Origin of the sequence: Sphingobacterium arenae (genome assembly GCF_014692505.1) — a bacterium.
GTDB lineage: Bacteria > Bacteroidota > Bacteroidia > Sphingobacteriales > Sphingobacteriaceae > Sphingobacterium > Sphingobacterium arenae.
In genome coordinates, this window is the sequence record NZ_JACNYK010000002.1 from 1 (window position 1) to 15,983 (window position 15,983).

The following is a 15,983-nucleotide window of genomic DNA, read 5'->3' on the forward strand; positions in this document are numbered from 1 at the left end:
GAATGTCTTTTACAAATGATTCCGTGCTCTTCTTCTTTGATGTTCCCATAATTAAATCTAACGTTTTTGATGAAAACACTCCTTAAGTTTTTAAATTATCGTGTCCACTTTTTGCTGACGATTTACAAGTGCGAACCTGCACCGCTATTTGCCCAAGCTTGGCTGGCAAGAGCATAAGACCGTTTATATCAACTGGAAAGATCATCACCAAAAGAAGCCGCTGGCTGAGTTATTAAATCGGAGAGAGGTCGATGCGCAGGTTCTTGAATCTTTTCAGGAACCATCCGTTATTACCTTGTTTCATTTAGGGGATCATTTGGTCTGGCCGGTAATGTTGGCGCAGAAAGACCTCCATTTTAATGTCGTCCTGGATCGAGCGGTTTACTTGGAGGCTAAAGGGCTGTTGGATCAGCTGTTGATAAAGTTAGCAGCATACGGGCACACGCCGGAACTGCTCTTTAGCGATGATCGCGCGTTACTGCTTAAGATAAGATCTAGGATAGCAGACGGCCAACACCTGCTGTGTTTTGCCGATGGAGCATCCGGTTCGGGGGCGATCATAAAAGATGAACGATTACCGATTCGTTTCTTGGATGGAACGCTGTGGCTTAAGAAGGGGATTCCGTTTATCAGCCATTTATTTAGGATGCCGGTGATCTCGCTCATACCAAATAAGATCGGCTCCATCGAACAGTTGCAACTCTATAAAACCATTTTGCCAGCTGAGCACGAGGATCGGGAACGCTATCTGCTTCGATGTCTACAACAACTATATGGAAGCTTGGAAAAAAAAATAAAAAATCATCCGTACCTGTGGGAATGCTGGGCATACATGCACCAGAATGGGATGTTAGATAAACCAATTGATAATCAGAATATTAATTGTAAGGTCGCCACAATTCCGGTATTATGGCAAGATAAAATGGTAGTTTTTGATCGGCTGAATTACACAGTGGGGATGGAATAGTATATTTGTTGTTTTGACATTTATACTGTAAATTGGATTTTAAATCACCTAAATCGGCTAATGAATCCAATTTTCATTACTATATATCGTTCCAACGTGTGGGCTTTTCCGATTTTTGCCATTGTCTTATTCGTGGCTAATTGGCTGATGGGAGCCGAGCCGATTCCGATGAAGCAACTGTTGCTGGTCAGTGCCTTGTTTTTATTGTATTATAGTTGGGTGTATTATATTATTTCGAATTTCTGGGTTAAAAATCTAAAGAAGAGAATGGCTGCTACAGCTGCCACACTGTTGCTCGTATTTACGATTGAACCTACGTTAATATTTTTAATATACCATTATTTTCCGTCACTGGGTGTGCATATGGATCGCTATATGGACGATCCGGGCTATGAACCCGATACGACAGAGCTTAGGCAACGGTATGGATCAGCCATAATATTTCTTTGCGTTTTGGTAGTCATAAGGCTTAGCCATAGAGGCTCAAGGGAGAAAAGTGCAGAAGTAAAAAGATCAAACCAGCGGACGAACGGATTGGAGAAGGAAATTTCGAATCTAAACAGCTTGTTGAAAGCCCGTAATTTGAATCCACATTTTATGGGGAATTTTGCAGCCCTAGCGTTGGGTAGGGAAAGGAAGAAACATAATGAGGAAAATATAAAGATGCTCACGATGTTGATCGCGCTCATGAATTACCAATTGCGCATGGATGGCAACCAACAAACGACCCGCTGGCAAGACGAGTGGGAGCAGATCGAAAGCCTACTGGAAATGGCGTACTATAGGGATCCAAAGTTTGTTTACGAATGGAGTGATAACGATTGCCTGGCAGATTTGGAGATGATTATCCCGCACGGCCTATTGCTTATGCCGCTGGAAAACGCCTTGAAGTATGGTGAAAACACGGCAGAATGGCCGTTACGGATGGGATTTAGTAGAAAGGATGATCGGATACACATTCGTTATACTAATTATTTTGACCCGCTGAAGCGAGACAAAATAGAGTCTACCGGTCAGGGATTTCCCCTCATGGAGGCACGCTTGGCAGGTGGTTCATGGCCTATTGCAATGCGCCGGCAGGAAGAGGGCGACTGTTTCTGTGTGGATATCGAAATAATAGACAGTATCTCAAAAACCTATGATGATGAAAAAAAAGCAAAAGTATAACATTCTAATAGTCGACGATGAGTTGGAATCTGTCGGTCATGTGGAGACAACGTTGGCACAGATACCCTACGTGGAGGTGAAGAAGGAGAGTAATCTTGCTAAGGCTCGGTCGATGCTGGACAACGGTGGTGTGGATATCCTTTTTCTGGATCTGATGATGCCAGAAGCGGACGGCTTTACTTTTTTAGGGTTTTTGAATGACCTTCCAGCTACGGTGATGTGCTCCGGCCGGGAAATACCGGGCACAACAGCTTTTGACAACGATGTGGTCGATTGTATCAGCAAACTCGCCTCCATAAAAAGGGTGCAACGCGCAGTGGATAAGGCGATAAAGAAATTCCACGAGCAGGAAGCTGAAAGGGAATATGTCAAAGCAGTCATCACGCTCAGGCGGGTGCGCGGCAACAAAAGAGTGGAAGTCAACTGGCAAATGATCGAACATGTTTCGATTACGGCTGATATATTGACCGTATATAATATGGACAAAAAGAAAGAACAGTACTATTGTACGCTATTAGCTTTTCTGGAAAAGGTGCCGTCACACGAATTTCTACAGATTCACCGGAATGCTGCCGTGAAGATATCGGCTATACGTAGCAAACGCTGGAAAACTTTAACACTCACTAGCTTCGCTAAAGTATCGATAGGGGGCAACTACGAAAAAGAGGTAAAAAAGATTGTAGAGCAATTGGAGTGTTAACACCTAATTTATAAAATTAGCTAATTTAAACCATGCTGCCGATCTACTATGAGAAGAACCTTAATGGCTATATGCCGTTATCTGATACGTATTATCCGTTTGTTGCATGAATTAAAGTTTCAGATTACCCATCAGGAAACAGAGAACAGGCGCGTGCTGTCCGCTCTCCGAGAGGAATACGCTGACCTAAAACAACAGCTATCGAATCAAGTGGAGCAGGAAACCGTATACCGTGATGCGGAGTATGCCATCGAATTCATCGGTATCAGCGAAAGCACACTTGCCCGCCACCAGCGTAAAGGGCAGCTTGTTGTGGCGAAGATTGACAGAGGGAAGCGCTATTTCAGGCAGCAGGATCTAGAACGTTTCAAAAAAGACTATTGGAACTTGCCCGATTAACCGCTCTTTCTATACCTGCTTCACACCTCCTTTATACCTGCTTCGCCTTTTTACCGTGTTTTTTACGAGAATTTACCGTGAATTTACCGGGGAAACCTCGGTAAATCCCCGTTGGCTACACGGTAAATTCCCGGTACATGGGCGAATAGTGTCCGAATAGAGGATGAGGGCGATCCGAACCGGAAACGAAGCCAATACCGATACTTTTTAATTCCCTTGCAAAACACATCCTGTCAGTATCCGGTCAATCCAACGGAATCCTCCTGTCAATACCCTGTCAACCGTGTTCCAGCGCTTGTTTTGTGCCCAGTGTACACTGTATGTTTGTTGCTGTAAGCCCCATATACCGGTATGCGAAAAGGCGTTACATATGGTTTAACATTTTAATTTTTTTTTTCAATTATGGGAACGATTAGAAGAGGAGCAAATGGAGGATTCAGCGGCAAAGCTGGATCGGTAATCGGCAGCAGCTGGAAAAGTATCGACTACATCAAAGGGCTGCCAAAGAAACGGACGAAACCGATGTCTGAAGATCAACGCATTCAACAGGCGCGCTTTGGGGTGTTGACCCGTTTCTTGATGCCGTTGACACCGATGGTACGCATTGGATATAGTCAGATTCAATCGGATCGGGCCACCCCGATGAATGTGGCCGTCCAGCAAAACATGGATCGGGCCATTATCGGAACCTATCCGGATTTTTCGCTCGACTATGCCGCTATTCGTATCAGCGAAGGTCGTTTATTAGGCGGAGGTACGGTATCGGCCGTGGTCGAGACCGGTGTACTCACCGTGAATTGGAGCACGGAGGTTAACGACTTGATGGATTCCAATGCGGACGATCTGGTGTACATCGTGCTGTTTCAGCCGGAGATTGACGAGTTCATGTCCACACCGACACGCCCCACGAGAGGAGATGGGGAAGTAGACATCATGATCCCCGATCACTTTTTGGGCGGGAATGGCCATGTCTGGATTTTTTTCTCCGACCGAAAGGCTAAGCGTGTATCGCGGAGTTCATACTTAGGTGAATTCGATCTGCAATAGACCTGCAGGTGAAGGGGCAGTGAGATGCTGCCTCTTCCTTTAAAGAATTTAAAACTTAAAAGATAATACAATATGATTGTACATAATGGAATATCCTCATTAATGGATGGACGGACAGTAGCCAGGCTACGGTTCCGATATGCTTCGAAATTTTTGGCTCCTTTGGCGGCACTGATAAAACAGGGGCTTGCCTCCTCGAGGAAGGGCGAGACACCTATGGGAAGAGCGATGTCGCATATATTGACCAGCTGTTTTGCTGGCGAATTCCCCGGTTTGGAAATTGATCCCGGCAAGGTAAAGCTAAGTGATGGCAACTTAGCAAATCCCACGGATGTGGAGATGTCCCGTCAGGGGGATACGATAATCATTTCTTGGCCCACGGAGATTTTGAATCATTTCAATGCCTATGATGACGATCTTATCATCGTCTGTGCATATGGCATCGCAATCCGTTCGGCTGTGCTCCAAAAGGGTGAAGTGATGCGGAAAGATGGCCGTGCCGTGGTTGTCTTGACAGACGACCTGGGGGCCGAAACGGTACACCTCTATTTGATGGCACACACCCGGGATAAAAAGCGGTTTTCGCGCAATATGTATCTCGGCGCATCGACGGCAAATAAGGAATAGGGTACAACAGAATAATGACATGAAAACATTAGAAACAAATATCACCTGGCTTATCGAGGATATGGCAGGAGAACTATCAGGAAAACACAAACTGGGCATTGCGGTGATTTTATTGTGTGCACTTTTTCTCTTCATCGGAACGATCTTACAGATTATCGACCCCACGGCAGGTGTGCTGGATATCGGTATTTTATCGATAGGCATTTTCGGTTTGCTAATGGGGTTGTCTGCTATTTTTTGCAGCCTCTGGTTGCAGGAAATCCTCTGGCAGCCGTTTAAAACCTTCCGCAAAGAGTTTAATTACCATTTTAATCAATTGACATCATGGCAACAATGTATTATCTATTTCTCTGTCTTGTTCTTATCGCTATATGCGATACTGTGGACGCTGTCCATCATCCTGTAGGCATCAGGCAAAAAATAATCCATATCGCCTCGGGTGAAATTGGTGTGCGAGAGGCTACTGGCAGGAATGATGGGAAAAGGGTAGCGGAGTACCTTCGGTACACTGGCTTGGGCAAAGGCTACGCCTGGTGTAGCGCATTCGTATCGTGGTGCTATGGGCAGGCCGGTCTTGATGAACCACGAAACCCATGGAGCCCGGCGCTGTTTCCGAATGCCCGGACGTATTGTAGGAGCGACGCTTGCCGTCGTTCCCCTACGTTGATGCGGATAAACCCTGCTGATATCTTTGGCATTTATGGGCAAAGTGTCCGGCGGATCAACCACGTCGGTCTGGTAAAAGAGGTACAGGGCAAATACCTCATCACAATCGAAGGCAACAGCAATAATCGGGTGGAATCTAAACGACGGCATCTAGCTACGATATACGCTTTGGCAGATTGGGTTGGAGGTGGGAGATGAAAAAGCTGGCGACTGTACACGCGATAGCGTCCTTGACGTTATTATTAACATCATCGTGCTATACGATGCGTAAACGAATGGACAGCGCGGAGCAACATGGATTGGCCTATACACATACGGCTTTCGCCTCGGATAGTACGTTTCGGTACTGGTACTTCGCTTCCGATTCCGCTTTTTCTTATCATCCCGATAGCGGGCTGCGCACGCTTTCCGGCCGTTTATTGGGTTGGGAGCTGAGCGTTAATCATCAATCAGAGGAGCATACCGTAGATAGCACCAGCAATTTCCAATATAGCGAAAAGAAGTTAATTCGAGATAGTCCCGGCATCTGGCCAATAATTCGTTTTATCGCCGTTTTGCTTGCCGTTGCACTTATTTTAGCGCGCTATTTCTGGGGAAAATGATGTGTACGAGAAAAGTAACAACTTTGGTATCGGTACTTTCGGACGTTACTATTTTCTAGAAGTAGGTTCACGTTTCAAAACTTATGCTGAACTAGGTGCAGGTTACAACCAAATAATTGGTAAAGTGGCGACACTCCGTTGGGTTTTGGAAAGGTATTTGTGACCAAAAGTTTATTTTAAAGATAAAATAAGGGAATATGGAAGTTTTGGAATTTGAAAAACGGTATTGGAAAGCCATGGAACAGCGCGATATCGACACGGTTAAAAATCTTACCCGCTTTCCTTGTATTATTACCGGGAAAACGGGCGTACGAAAAGTGGATGAAACTGAATTTCACAAGAATTTCGAATCTAGCAAAGACATGCAGATGAAGGTTCTTGATATTTCGGATATCACGTCGCAAGCAATCAATGAAACGACGACTATTATTGCTTACATCGTTCAATTGGAATATGTCGTCGACGGACAGGCATCAACATTTCGCTGCGCATGTGCATCAACATGGGTAAAGGAAAATGATCAGTGGCTTTGCGCCATGCATACAGAATCCGATTTAGAGAAGTAAAATTTATTTGAATGGGGGCAGTGAAATTTGTAGCAATCTATTGATTTCTTGCTGGAGTGTCTCCTGTTCTACTTTGGATTTTGTCAAATTAATTGCCCTTGTATAGTGTTGAATTGAAGTAGGAACGTCTATGCTAGAATATAAATAGCCCAGTAGTTCATGGTAGTAGTTGCTCTCCGAAAGATTTAGCATTTCCACCTCCTTGATGGCTTTTTCATTACCATAGACTTTAGAGAAAGCAAATGCTCTATTCAAGGCCGTAACGGGTGAATATTCAACAAGTATAAGTTTGTTATACAATTGTAGGATGTGTTCCCATTTGTTATTATCGGTGAAGGTGGTATGCCAATAGGCTATACCTGCTTCCAAGTGATACGTTGAAATTTCTCCACCATGGCAGGCTTCGACCAAATAGTAATTTCCTCTGTCGATAAGTGATCTGTCCCAGAGGCTTTTGTCCTGTTTGTCAAACAGGATAGCTTCCCCGTTAACACCTGTTCTTGCCTCCAATCTCGAGCTCTGAAAGCACATCAAAGCAAGCAAAGCATTTACTTGGGGTGTATTGGTCAATGAGTTTTCAGTTAAGACCAACGTTAATCTAATGGCTTCGAAACATAGTTCCTTTCTGATTAACTGATTGTTGGTAGTAGAAAAGTACCCCTCGTTGAAAAGCAAGTACAACGTTTTTAGCACCGTTTCCAGCCTTGTTTTGATATCGGCTGCGGTTAAGTAATCGATTTGAAACTTGTCATTCCGTAGTTTGGTTCGAGCTCTTTGCAGCCGCTTTTTGATGGTCTCTCGATTTGTTAAAAAGGCATTGGCTATTTCTTCTACGCTAAAACCACATAAGATTTGAAGTGCCAAAGAAATTTGGGCTTCTATTGGGTTTGCAGGATTACATACAGCAAAAATCATCGCTAACTGGCTGTCTGCAATGATTTGATGATTAATTTCAAAATCCTTTTCTAGTTCAATTTCGACGGGTTTTGCGGCGGACTTTATTTTGTTCTCAAAAACAGACTTATGTTTGAAATAGTCTCTGATCTTGTTTCGCGCTACTGTGTATAGCCATGCGGTCGGGTTATCGGGTACGCCATTGATAGCCCAGTGTTCAGATGCTTTCAAAAATGTATCGCTGGCAATATCTTCTGCAATTTCAATATGGGCCAAGCCAAAATGACGGCAAAGCACAGCCGTCATTTTAGCATATTCCTGTCGGAATAAGTGTGGTAAAAGTTCCTTATGCGATTTTGAATTAATCACGTTGTAAAACTTCTCGCACTTCAATGCTTCCACCTACTTGGTCGAAAATTGGATTACCTTTTGCCATTTCTACCGCTTCGTCAATGGTGTCAGCTTTTACGACGATATAACCACTGATAAATTCTTTGATTTCGGTATAAGCACCGTCCGTTATGACATTGTTGGGTTTTACGGTTTTTGCACTTGCTGCGAAGGGTAGAAGCGTATTGCCTTTATCTGCTAATTTGTTTTGCGAGGCGATACCTGCCAACCAATTCATCCTCTCTTGCATCTGTTCGGGAGATGGTTTGAAATCGGAAATGTCTTTCAGTCTGAAAATTAATGCAAATTCTTTCATTGTAATAAAATTTAAATTAAATGTACCCTAATAACGACTGAGTTCATGGGATGGGGACAAATATAACGAATGAAGGGAATTTCAAACCCGAAAATAATAATTAACTTTATGTCGATAATTGGTAAATTTCGGTTATAGATGGAGAACGAAAATATAGAAAAGCACACCCATAACGAAGAAAACCAGAACTATAAACTTCACCGTGCCGAAGTATTGTTGTCAAAGTTGCAGGAAAGTGAATCAAGATTGCAGCTTGCAATCGATTCCACAAAGTTGGGAACTTGGGACTGGAATCGGGAACGGGGCAAAGTCTACTGGTCTGCCGAATGTAAAAGAATTCTCGGCCTCCGAGCAGAAGATCATATTTCTTTTCAGGAGTTCCTGCAACGGATAGGTATAGCGGACCGTTCGGACGTCAAGGCTAGGGTGCGGGAAATCGCCAATGGTTCCAATGAGGGGAATATCGATGTACGATATAAGATTAGAAGGTTCGACGATGACCGACCGCGTTGGATCAGAATTCAAGGTACCGTTTTTGTTGAAAATAAGACATTGATTCGGTTTATCGGCACGATGCTGGATATTACCGATTCGGTTCAGGCGGGCGAGCGAAACGCAATGCTTGCTGCAATCATCGCTTCGTCTAACGACGCCATAGTGGCCAAAACCACCGAAGGAATAATCACGAGCTGGAATAACGCTGCACAGATAATGTTTGGATATACGCCGGAAGAGATCATCGGAGAATCCATCATGAAGATTATACCCCAGGACCGCAAGGAGGAAGAAAAATATATCTTATCTAAATTGCGGAATGGCGAAAGTGTCGAGCATTACGAAACAAAGCGACTCACAAAGGCCGGGCGACTAATAGACGTATCGCTGACTATATCGCCTATAAAAGATGACTCGGACAAAATTATCGGTATCTCCAAGATAGCGCGTGATATCACCGAACGAAAGCAGGAAGAAAAGCGGAAGAATGACTTTGTTGCGATGGTAAGCCACGAACTCAAAACACCGCTAACATCGATACTACTGTATGTCCAGCTGTTGGTTAAAAAGTCCACGAACATAGACGATCCTTCCTTTCTGAGTATGAGTACCAAAATCGAAGCGTATGTGAAAAGAATGGTCTCGATGATAACGGATTACCTCGGGCTCTCGCGCATTGAAGAGGGGAAGATTGACATAAGGAAGACGCATTTTGAGCTGAAACCGTTAGCTGATGAAGTGATGGAAGAAGCACGTCTAATGAGTTCCAAGCATGAGCTTAGAATTGAGGGATGTACGACAGTAGAGGTTTGTGCAGACCGTGAGAAAATGAGGCAAATACTGATAAACTTGGTCAGCAACGCCGTGAAATATTCGCCTTCAGGCGGTCTCGTAACACTGGGTTGGGAAAGTACGTCGGACAAGCTGCGGATTTATGTAAAGGATGAGGGTTTAGGTATCGCGCCTGACGACCAAACCAGTTTATTCAAGCGGTTCTACCGTGTTCATGATGACGACCGGCGAAATATTGCAGGCTTTGGTATCGGACTATATCTGGTTTCGGAACTTGTACGCTTGCACGGTAGCAGGATCGAGGTAGATAGTAAGCTTGGCGAGGGATCCGTTTTTTATTTTCATCTAGATCCAAAAACGCCGCTATGAAAAGAGAATTTATCTGGTATTTTATAAGGAAAAAGAATTAATTATAAACCGACGATACCTAAAAAAAGAAATACATCATGCCAAGTTCGAAACACTTTTATTTACATGTCTGTTGTTAGATAAAGGCAACGATATGAATGTTTTGGTGATATGGGGACATCCCCGCAAAGATAGTTATTGTGCTGCGTTGGCAAAAGAGTATATACGTGGGGCGAAGGAAGCTGGTGTAAACATAGAGAGTCTTGTACTCGCTGATATGCGATTTGAAATGAGCGTCGTGGTGCCTTCGCCGGAAGATCAACATATGGAGGATGATATTTTAAAGGCACAAGAATGGATAAAATGGGCCGATCACCTCGTATTTGTATTTCCGACATGGTGGGGCAATATGCCTGCATTGTTAAAGGCATTTCTCGATCGTGTCCTAACTCCTGGTTTTGCCTTTAGGGAAATACAGCCGGATGCTTTCAATAAGCTACTGAGCCCCCGGACAGCACAATTGATTGCCACCATGGATACGCCGGTGTTAATAGACAGGCTATTTAATGGCGCTCCCGCAACAAAATCACTCACGAACGCGACCCTTAAATTTTGCGGCGTGAAGCCCGTGCGTAAAATGCTGCTGAGTCCGATAAAGCATTCGACCGATGAGAAAAAGCAACAATGGCTACGTGAGGTGTATCAAAAAGGGAGGAACCTCGAACGTGGTGTATTGACTCCGTGGGAAAAATTCAAGAAAAAAATAACGCCTTGGATACAGGCAGTTCGGCTACAGTTTTATCCGATGACTTTTTTTGCCTATGGTATAGGTGCATTTGCCTTCTCCAAGCTAAACGGAGATTTTAATATACTGGTTTTTGTATTGGGGTATATATTGCTATTTCTCATGGAAGTCATCGTGGTTTTTAGTAATGACTATTATGATAGGGAGACGGATAGGTTAAATCGCTTTTATAGTCCTTTTTCGGGAGGGTCTAGGGTATTGATAAACGGACTGATTTCGGAGTCTGCTCTCAAAAAAGCAATGAAAATTCTTTTCTTTATAAGCTGTGTATTGACGGCTGTGGTCGCTTTTTTATCTGCAGCAGTTTTCCACCAAGTCGTGTTGATGGTAGCCGTTTTATTTTTAATAGCGATTTCTTATACGGCTCCTCCGTTAAAATTTTCATACAGAGGATGGGGAGAAGTCGTTGTGGGGTTTACCCATAGTTTTGCGGTAATTCTTTGTGGGTTCGTGTTTCAGGGAGGAAGTATGGGCGTTATTCTACCTTGGTTATTGGGTATACCGTTATTTCTATCCATTATTCCTGCGATAATTATGGGGGGTGTTCCGGATTTTGCCGCGGATAAGCAAGCAGGAAAAGGTACATTAGCTGTTCGGCTTGGAAAAAATAGAGCGGCTTACTTCGCTGTTTTTTTTGTACTGTTGTCTGTTATATCAATCTTTTTTTTGAAAGAATCAGATTATTTGGATGAAGTGTACGGAAATATTATATATCTCGCTATAATACACGCTTTTTGGCTTTTAAGTATGCTGTATAAGTTTATACGTACAGAGAAAAAGCCGAATCGAATCGATGGTATCATGGCCGTATCTCTATCGTATATTATGTGGTTTGCACTGGTGCCGTTTATTAAATTGGCGTAAGTATTTGATCTTTATTTATCCGAGGCTAAAAGTTCGATATTGTTTCTGCTCAGTTTAACCTTGCCTTCGTTTTCGAGTGCTTTCAAAAGGCGGGAAACGACCACGCGTGAGCTGTTCAATTCATAGGCAATCTCTTGGTGTGTTTTGTTGATCGTATTGGACGAATTGATCTTAGCTGTTTCTAATAGATAGTTGTAAAGTCGTTGATCCATTTTTGTAAATGCAATATTATCGATAGCCGATAGCATTTCGTTGAGCCGTCCGTTGTAGCTTGAGAACACAAAAGCGCGCCAGCTATGGTATTTCGCCATCCATGTTTCCATGTACTTTATCGGAATCATAGCAACGAGTCCATCGGTTTCTGCGATTGCCCGGATTTCGCTTTTTGTTTCGCCCATGCAACAGGCCAGCGTCATGGCGCAGGTATCTCCCCGTTCTATAAAGTATAATAACAGTTCGCCTTCATCGAAGTCTTCCCGCATAATCTTGATGGCCCCGTGGATCAATAAAGGCATGGTTTTAACGTATTTGCCAATTTCGATCAGTACGTCGCCTTCCTTAAATTCGGTGAGCTTTGCGACCGACGTTATTTCGGCAATTAACGCCGGCTCGAATACAGCGCCATATGCGTCGTTAATTGGTTCCTGGTCTTTTATATCTCGTGTATCCATCTTTTCTTTCCGCTTTGTTATAAAAATAATGTTTCTAACCCAGAAGACGGGCAACAACGTCATAACTTTTTGTTATAGCCAATAAATAAGTATCATTTTAATGTCATTGCCGTTTTGTGGAAGTTTGTACCATGAAACAAAACGATGTGGATGAAAAAACGTTGTCGGATGTTGGGGTGATATTGAGAAATCTAAACCGTTTGGTGGCACTCTGTATTATCCTCTTGATTTTGATAGCCGTTTGGGTTCAGAGGAATGCAGACAGCGCGAACGGAAATACGTCGGAAGATAGGGATCGGGAAACGGAAGTAACACTCATTTCGGATGATTTTGAAATTTCACCGTTTGACGATACCGAAGAGGGTAGAATGGCTGAATATGGTCACCGCCTGATTACCGAGACCTTTGCTTTGTTAGGGCCCGGGACAGAGCTTGCTATAACGGGGAATAAGCTCTCTTGTTCAAGTTGCCACCTGAACGGCGGAACAAAACCGTATGCGGCACCCTATGTCGGACTTAGCGGGGTGTTTCCTATCTATATCGGACGCGAAGATAAAGTGGTATCGCTGGAAGAACGCATCAATGGTTGCTTTGAAAGAAGCATGAATGGAAAAGCAATTGCGGTGGACAGTAAGGAAATGCGTGCGATGATCAGTTATATCAAACACATCAGCAAAGAGGCTCCCATTGGTAAAAGGATAGCGGGCCAGGGTTTTGTAGATTTTGACGTGCCCGATAGAGCTGCGGACCGGAAGAGGGGGGCATTGATCTATAGGAGTACCTGTTCGTCCTGCCATGGTGTTAATGGTGAAGGTATGAACGGTACAGTAGGTAATCGAGAGGATGGGTACATTTACCCGCCGTTATGGGGAGACGACACCTATAACGATGGAGCTGGAATGGCCAGACTGATTACGGCAGCCAAGTTTATAAAGGGAAATATGCCGCTTGGTGTAACACATAAAGCACCATTATTGAGTGATGAGGAGGCGTATGATGTAGCAGCTTATATCAATAGCCACAGTAGGCCAATGAAAGCAAACAAAGAGCTGGACTATCCCGACCTATCGAAAAAACCGAAGGATAGCCCGTATCCGCCCTACAACGATAATATACCGCAAGAACAGCATCGGGTTGGACCCTTTAATTTTTAAGATGAATTATTTAAATAAAATACTAGTGATATGAAAAAACACACATTGATTTTACTCACTTTTCTCGCGATTTCAGGTATAATGGCCCGTGCTAACGCCCAGCAGACATTGGACCAGAACAAATTGTATCAGGGTGCCGTGGCTAAAGAACAGATCTATAAGGTTATCTATCAAATGGACAATGCTTCTCCAGAAATCATCAAGAAAACGATAAGAAATATCAACAACCTGCTCAAAGACCCCAGGCTTAAAGGAAAATTACAGGTCGAACTCGTCGCTTTTTCCGGAGGTACGGACGCTTATCGAAAGGGGAGTGAATACGAGGCTGCTATTAAAGGATTGATTTCGCAAGGCGTTATTGTGGCACAATGCCTGAATACGCTGGAGGAACGGAAAATAGACAAAAGCGAACTGTATGATTTTCTAGCGTATGTGCCTACTGGAAACGGCGAGCTTGTTATTAGAGCAAATGATGGATGGACGATTATTAAACCATAAAACACCAAAAGAAATGAAAATAGGCTATCATTTTATTTACTATCTCTTCTTTCTGGTTTTTACCGCATCAGTCCATGTCAGCGCGCAGGATCTTCATAGGTTTGACCCGCCTTGGAATACGCCTCCATCATCGGCTGTCGAATTTACGATACGGGGAATAAATAATGTTCCCGATCTGTACGGGGATATTGTGGATCCGCAATTGGTTGTTTTTTTTGCAGGAAACCAATTCATGTGTATAGACGATCTGTTGGCGGGTTTCAAAAAAAAGCATCCGCATATTGAACGTATATTCGCAGAAACATTGCCTCCCGGCATATTGGCCAAACAGATTGAAGGGGGCTCATTGACGATCGGGAATCTACGGATTACCCATAAGCCCGATGTGTATACCGCAGGAAAGTCAAGGATAGCATTGATGGAAGAACACTTCAGCACAATCGAAACGTATGCCTACAATAAATTGAGCCTCATGGTACCACAGGGTAATCCTAAAGGGGTACAGAAATTGGCAGACCTAAGAAATACAAGTATAAGGGTAAGTATGCCCAACCCGGCATGGGAAGGTATTGGCCGGCAGATAGAAGCTGCCTATCGAAAAGTGGGTGGGGAAGAACTACACACGGCTGTGATGGAAAACAAAGTAAAGGATGGGTCGACTTTCCTGACCCGCATACACCACAGGGAAAGTCCGTTAAGGATACTTCTTGGAAACAGTGATGTAGCTCCGGTTTGGACTTCCGAGGTGGTTTATCAAAAAATGATCGGACATCCGGTAGAAGAGGTGGAAATTCCGCAGGAAGAAAATATACGGTCAACTTATCGTGCGGGCAGACTCAAAAATGCTCCACGGCCCGAGGCGGCGGATCTGTTTATGGAATACCTTATTTCCGACGAGGCAAAGAAAATTTATATCAAGTATGGATTTGAAGTAGATTAGGCTTTCGGAAGGATTTTTTGTAAAATTGGTGATGATAAACGTTGATTTCAAGATACTGGTTTTTATCTCGGCAGCTAAACACCTCAATTTTACAAGGGCTGCGAAGGAAATGAATATTTCCCAGCCTGCCGTAAGTAAAAATATCAAGGAGCTGGAGGCACAGGCAGGTCGTAGCCTTTTTGAACGAACGGGGCAACGTATTAGGCTGAACGAAGCTGGTCGGCTTTTCTTTGAATATGCTATGCGTCTGGTTAATGTCTACGAGACCCTCAACGGTGAATTAGGTTTACTGGACGGCATTTTGTTAGGGGAATTGCGTTTGGGTGCGAGTAACACGTTATCGCATTACATCTTGCCCAACATCTTGGCCGATTTCCATATCGCGTTTTCAACGATCAGTTTGAAAGTTCTTCACGGCAATTCACGGATGATAGAAGAACTGCTGCTGGATAGAACGATCGACCTTGGGGTAACAGAAGGGTTGTCTGACAACCCTTCCATGAAATATGAAACTTTTATTAAGGACGAAGTGGTACTCGTTACACGTTCGGGAAACCCTAAATTAGAGCAGGTAGATTCATTGCATCCCCAAAAGCTTTTGGAGTTGGAGTATGTTTTGCGTGAAGATGGTTCTGGTACGAATGAGATTATCCGCAAAGCACTGACAACCGTAGATATAGATTGGCACGCGCTTTACGTGAAAGTGTATCTGGCAAGCACGGAAAGTATTAAAAGTTTTCTTTCGAAGACGGATTGCTTTTCGTTCCTTTCGATCCATGCGATCACAGCAGAGCTGCAAAACGGAACACTTCAAATTGTAGAAGTAGACGGGCTTACTATCGATCGCAATTTTTACTTTGTACGACCGCACGGTGTCATCGGTCATCTTCCCGAGACTTTCCGAAAATTTGCGTACGAACGATTTGTGAAAAATGGCCTTTTCCATTCCGAGGGAAATGTTTTATAAGGCAATACATGCTTAACGATATAAAATTTCTACAAACAATTATCGTATGTGTGCCGGAAAAGAACCTTTAAAATCTACGGCGAACCGAATGGGAAAAAATATTACCTT

General features: G+C 43.6%; 20 protein-coding genes. 17 read left to right on the forward strand and 3 right to left on the reverse strand.

The features are described 5' to 3' along the window. Nucleotides 1-148 precede the first annotated feature (148 nt). From H8B17_RS06385 to H8B17_RS06435, 11 genes are all read left to right on the forward strand, one after another. Nucleotides 149-967, forward strand: a complete 819-nt coding sequence (locus H8B17_RS06385; protein WP_190308384.1) for a hypothetical protein — start codon at nucleotides 149-151, stop codon at nucleotides 965-967. Nucleotides 968-1,027: 60 nt separating this feature from the next. After that, on the forward strand, nucleotides 1,028-2,134 hold the full coding sequence (locus H8B17_RS06390; RefSeq protein ID WP_190308385.1) for a LytS family sensor histidine kinase: 1,107 nt from the start codon (nucleotides 1,028-1,030) through the stop codon (nucleotides 2,132-2,134). Continuing rightward, nucleotides 2,106-2,834 (forward strand): LytR/AlgR family response regulator transcription factor, encoded by a 729-nt coding sequence (locus H8B17_RS06395; RefSeq protein ID WP_190308386.1) that lies wholly within the window; start codon nucleotides 2,106-2,108, stop codon nucleotides 2,832-2,834. The genes H8B17_RS06390 and H8B17_RS06395 overlap by 29 nt, the downstream gene beginning before the upstream one ends. A gap of 48 nt (nucleotides 2,835-2,882) precedes the next feature. Next, on the forward strand, nucleotides 2,883-3,233 hold the full coding sequence (locus tag H8B17_RS06400; protein ID WP_190308387.1) for a MerR family transcriptional regulator: 351 nt from the start codon (nucleotides 2,883-2,885) through the stop codon (nucleotides 3,231-3,233). A 402-nt stretch (nucleotides 3,234-3,635) separates the two neighbouring features. Continuing rightward, nucleotides 3,636-4,280 carry a DUF6266 family protein gene (locus H8B17_RS06405; RefSeq protein ID WP_190308388.1) on the forward strand — a complete coding sequence of 215 codons (645 nt, stop codon included), beginning with the start codon at nucleotides 3,636-3,638 and terminating at the stop codon, nucleotides 4,278-4,280. A 72-nt stretch (nucleotides 4,281-4,352) separates the two neighbouring features. Next, nucleotides 4,353-4,907 carry a DUF6266 family protein gene (locus H8B17_RS06410; protein WP_190308389.1) on the forward strand — a complete coding sequence of 185 codons (555 nt, stop codon included), beginning with the start codon at nucleotides 4,353-4,355 and terminating at the stop codon, nucleotides 4,905-4,907. Nucleotides 4,908-4,926: 19 nt separating this feature from the next. Then, nucleotides 4,927-5,313 (forward strand): hypothetical protein, encoded by a 387-nt coding sequence (locus tag H8B17_RS06415; RefSeq protein WP_190308390.1) that lies wholly within the window; start codon nucleotides 4,927-4,929, stop codon nucleotides 5,311-5,313. Continuing rightward, complete coding sequence (locus tag H8B17_RS06420; protein ID WP_190308391.1) at nucleotides 5,232-5,771, forward strand: CHAP domain-containing protein; 540 nt, start codon at nucleotides 5,232-5,234, stop codon at nucleotides 5,769-5,771. The genes H8B17_RS06415 and H8B17_RS06420 overlap by 82 nt, the downstream gene beginning before the upstream one ends. Next, a complete protein-coding gene (locus H8B17_RS06425) occupies nucleotides 5,768-6,175 on the forward strand; it encodes a hypothetical protein (protein ID WP_190308392.1) in 408 nt (135 codons plus the stop codon). Before H8B17_RS06420 ends, H8B17_RS06425 begins: the two co-directional genes overlap by 4 nt. Before the next feature lies 1 nt (nucleotide 6,176). Next, nucleotides 6,177-6,338 (forward strand): hypothetical protein, encoded by a 162-nt coding sequence (locus H8B17_RS06430; protein ID WP_190308393.1) that lies wholly within the window; start codon nucleotides 6,177-6,179, stop codon nucleotides 6,336-6,338. A 34-nt stretch (nucleotides 6,339-6,372) separates the two neighbouring features. Further along, nucleotides 6,373-6,741, forward strand: a complete 369-nt coding sequence (locus H8B17_RS06435; RefSeq protein ID WP_190308394.1) for a nuclear transport factor 2 family protein — start codon at nucleotides 6,373-6,375, stop codon at nucleotides 6,739-6,741. 3 nt (nucleotides 6,742-6,744) lie between these two features. On the opposite strand, the gene H8B17_RS06440 is transcribed toward H8B17_RS06435, so the two are convergent. Both H8B17_RS06440 and H8B17_RS06445 read right to left on the reverse strand, forming a co-directional pair. After that, entirely contained in the window at nucleotides 6,745-8,004 is a 1,260-nt protein-coding gene (locus H8B17_RS06440; RefSeq protein ID WP_317170995.1) for an RNA polymerase sigma factor, read from the reverse strand. Beyond that, nucleotides 7,997-8,341: a YciI family protein gene (locus tag H8B17_RS06445; RefSeq protein ID WP_105718358.1), complete on the reverse strand. Its 345-nt coding sequence runs from the start codon at nucleotides 8,339-8,341 to the stop codon at nucleotides 7,997-7,999. The genes H8B17_RS06440 and H8B17_RS06445 overlap by 8 nt, the downstream gene beginning before the upstream one ends. A gap of 138 nt (nucleotides 8,342-8,479) precedes the next feature. On the opposite strand from H8B17_RS06445, the gene H8B17_RS06450 reads away from it, so the two are divergent. Continuing rightward, a complete protein-coding gene (locus H8B17_RS06450; protein ID WP_190308395.1) occupies nucleotides 8,480-9,997 on the forward strand; it encodes a PAS domain S-box protein in 1,518 nt (505 codons plus the stop codon). A 133-nt stretch (nucleotides 9,998-10,130) separates the two neighbouring features. Next, entirely contained in the window at nucleotides 10,131-11,645 is a 1,515-nt protein-coding gene (locus tag H8B17_RS06455; RefSeq protein WP_223816408.1) for an NAD(P)H-dependent oxidoreductase, read from the forward strand. Between the two features lie 11 nt (nucleotides 11,646-11,656). On the opposite strand, the gene H8B17_RS06460 is transcribed toward H8B17_RS06455, so the two are convergent. Continuing rightward, entirely contained in the window at nucleotides 11,657-12,316 is a 660-nt protein-coding gene (locus H8B17_RS06460; protein WP_190308397.1) for a Crp/Fnr family transcriptional regulator, read from the reverse strand. Between the two features lie 131 nt (nucleotides 12,317-12,447). On the opposite strand from H8B17_RS06460, the gene H8B17_RS06465 reads away from it, so the two are divergent. The 4 genes from H8B17_RS06465 to H8B17_RS06480 are packed head-to-tail and all read left to right on the forward strand — an operon-like array spanning nucleotide 12,448 to nucleotide 15,875. Continuing rightward, on the forward strand, nucleotides 12,448-13,470 hold the full coding sequence (locus H8B17_RS06465; RefSeq protein WP_190308398.1) for a c-type cytochrome: 1,023 nt from the start codon (nucleotides 12,448-12,450) through the stop codon (nucleotides 13,468-13,470). A 30-nt stretch (nucleotides 13,471-13,500) separates the two neighbouring features. Beyond that, the gene (locus H8B17_RS06470; RefSeq protein ID WP_190308399.1) at nucleotides 13,501-13,968 is read left to right on the forward strand and encodes a DsrE family protein; all 468 of its coding nucleotides are present in this window, start codon (nucleotides 13,501-13,503) and stop codon (nucleotides 13,966-13,968) included. A 13-nt stretch (nucleotides 13,969-13,981) separates the two neighbouring features. Then, a complete protein-coding gene (locus tag H8B17_RS06475; RefSeq protein WP_190308400.1) occupies nucleotides 13,982-14,908 on the forward strand; it encodes a substrate-binding domain-containing protein in 927 nt (308 codons plus the stop codon). Nucleotides 14,909-14,939: 31 nt separating this feature from the next. Further along, the gene (locus H8B17_RS06480; RefSeq protein ID WP_223816516.1) at nucleotides 14,940-15,875 is read left to right on the forward strand and encodes a LysR family transcriptional regulator; all 936 of its coding nucleotides are present in this window, start codon (nucleotides 14,940-14,942) and stop codon (nucleotides 15,873-15,875) included. Nucleotides 15,876-15,983 lie beyond the last annotated feature (108 nt).

Coding starts and splice junctions, on each gene's coding strand:
- H8B17_RS06390 (WP_190308385.1), top strand. CDS start 1,028: ATGAATCCAATTTTCATTACTATATATCGTTCCAACGTGTGGGCTTTT.
- H8B17_RS06395 (WP_190308386.1), top strand. CDS start 2,106: ATGATGATGAAAAAAAAGCAAAAGTATAACATTCTAATAGTCGACGAT.
- H8B17_RS06400 (WP_190308387.1), top strand. CDS start 2,883: ATGAGAAGAACCTTAATGGCTATATGCCGTTATCTGATACGTATTATC.
- H8B17_RS06405 (WP_190308388.1), top strand. CDS start 3,636: ATGGGAACGATTAGAAGAGGAGCAAATGGAGGATTCAGCGGCAAAGCT.
- H8B17_RS06410 (WP_190308389.1), top strand. CDS start 4,353: ATGATTGTACATAATGGAATATCCTCATTAATGGATGGACGGACAGTA.
- H8B17_RS06415 (WP_190308390.1), top strand. CDS start 4,927: ATGAAAACATTAGAAACAAATATCACCTGGCTTATCGAGGATATGGCA.
- H8B17_RS06420 (WP_190308391.1), top strand. CDS start 5,232: ATGGCAACAATGTATTATCTATTTCTCTGTCTTGTTCTTATCGCTATA.
- H8B17_RS06425 (WP_190308392.1), top strand. CDS start 5,768: ATGAAAAAGCTGGCGACTGTACACGCGATAGCGTCCTTGACGTTATTA.
- H8B17_RS06435 (WP_190308394.1), top strand. CDS start 6,373: ATGGAAGTTTTGGAATTTGAAAAACGGTATTGGAAAGCCATGGAACAG.
- H8B17_RS06445 (WP_105718358.1), bottom strand. CDS start 8,341: ATGAAAGAATTTGCATTAATTTTCAGACTGAAAGACATTTCCGATTTC.
- H8B17_RS06450 (WP_190308395.1), top strand. CDS start 8,480: ATGGAGAACGAAAATATAGAAAAGCACACCCATAACGAAGAAAACCAG.
- H8B17_RS06455 (WP_223816408.1), top strand. CDS start 10,131: ATGAATGTTTTGGTGATATGGGGACATCCCCGCAAAGATAGTTATTGT.
- H8B17_RS06460 (WP_190308397.1), bottom strand. CDS start 12,316: ATGGATACACGAGATATAAAAGACCAGGAACCAATTAACGACGCATAT.
- H8B17_RS06465 (WP_190308398.1), top strand. CDS start 12,448: ATGAAACAAAACGATGTGGATGAAAAAACGTTGTCGGATGTTGGGGTG.
- H8B17_RS06470 (WP_190308399.1), top strand. CDS start 13,501: ATGAAAAAACACACATTGATTTTACTCACTTTTCTCGCGATTTCAGGT.
- H8B17_RS06475 (WP_190308400.1), top strand. CDS start 13,982: ATGAAAATAGGCTATCATTTTATTTACTATCTCTTCTTTCTGGTTTTT.
- H8B17_RS06480 (WP_223816516.1), top strand. CDS start 14,940: ATGATAAACGTTGATTTCAAGATACTGGTTTTTATCTCGGCAGCTAAA.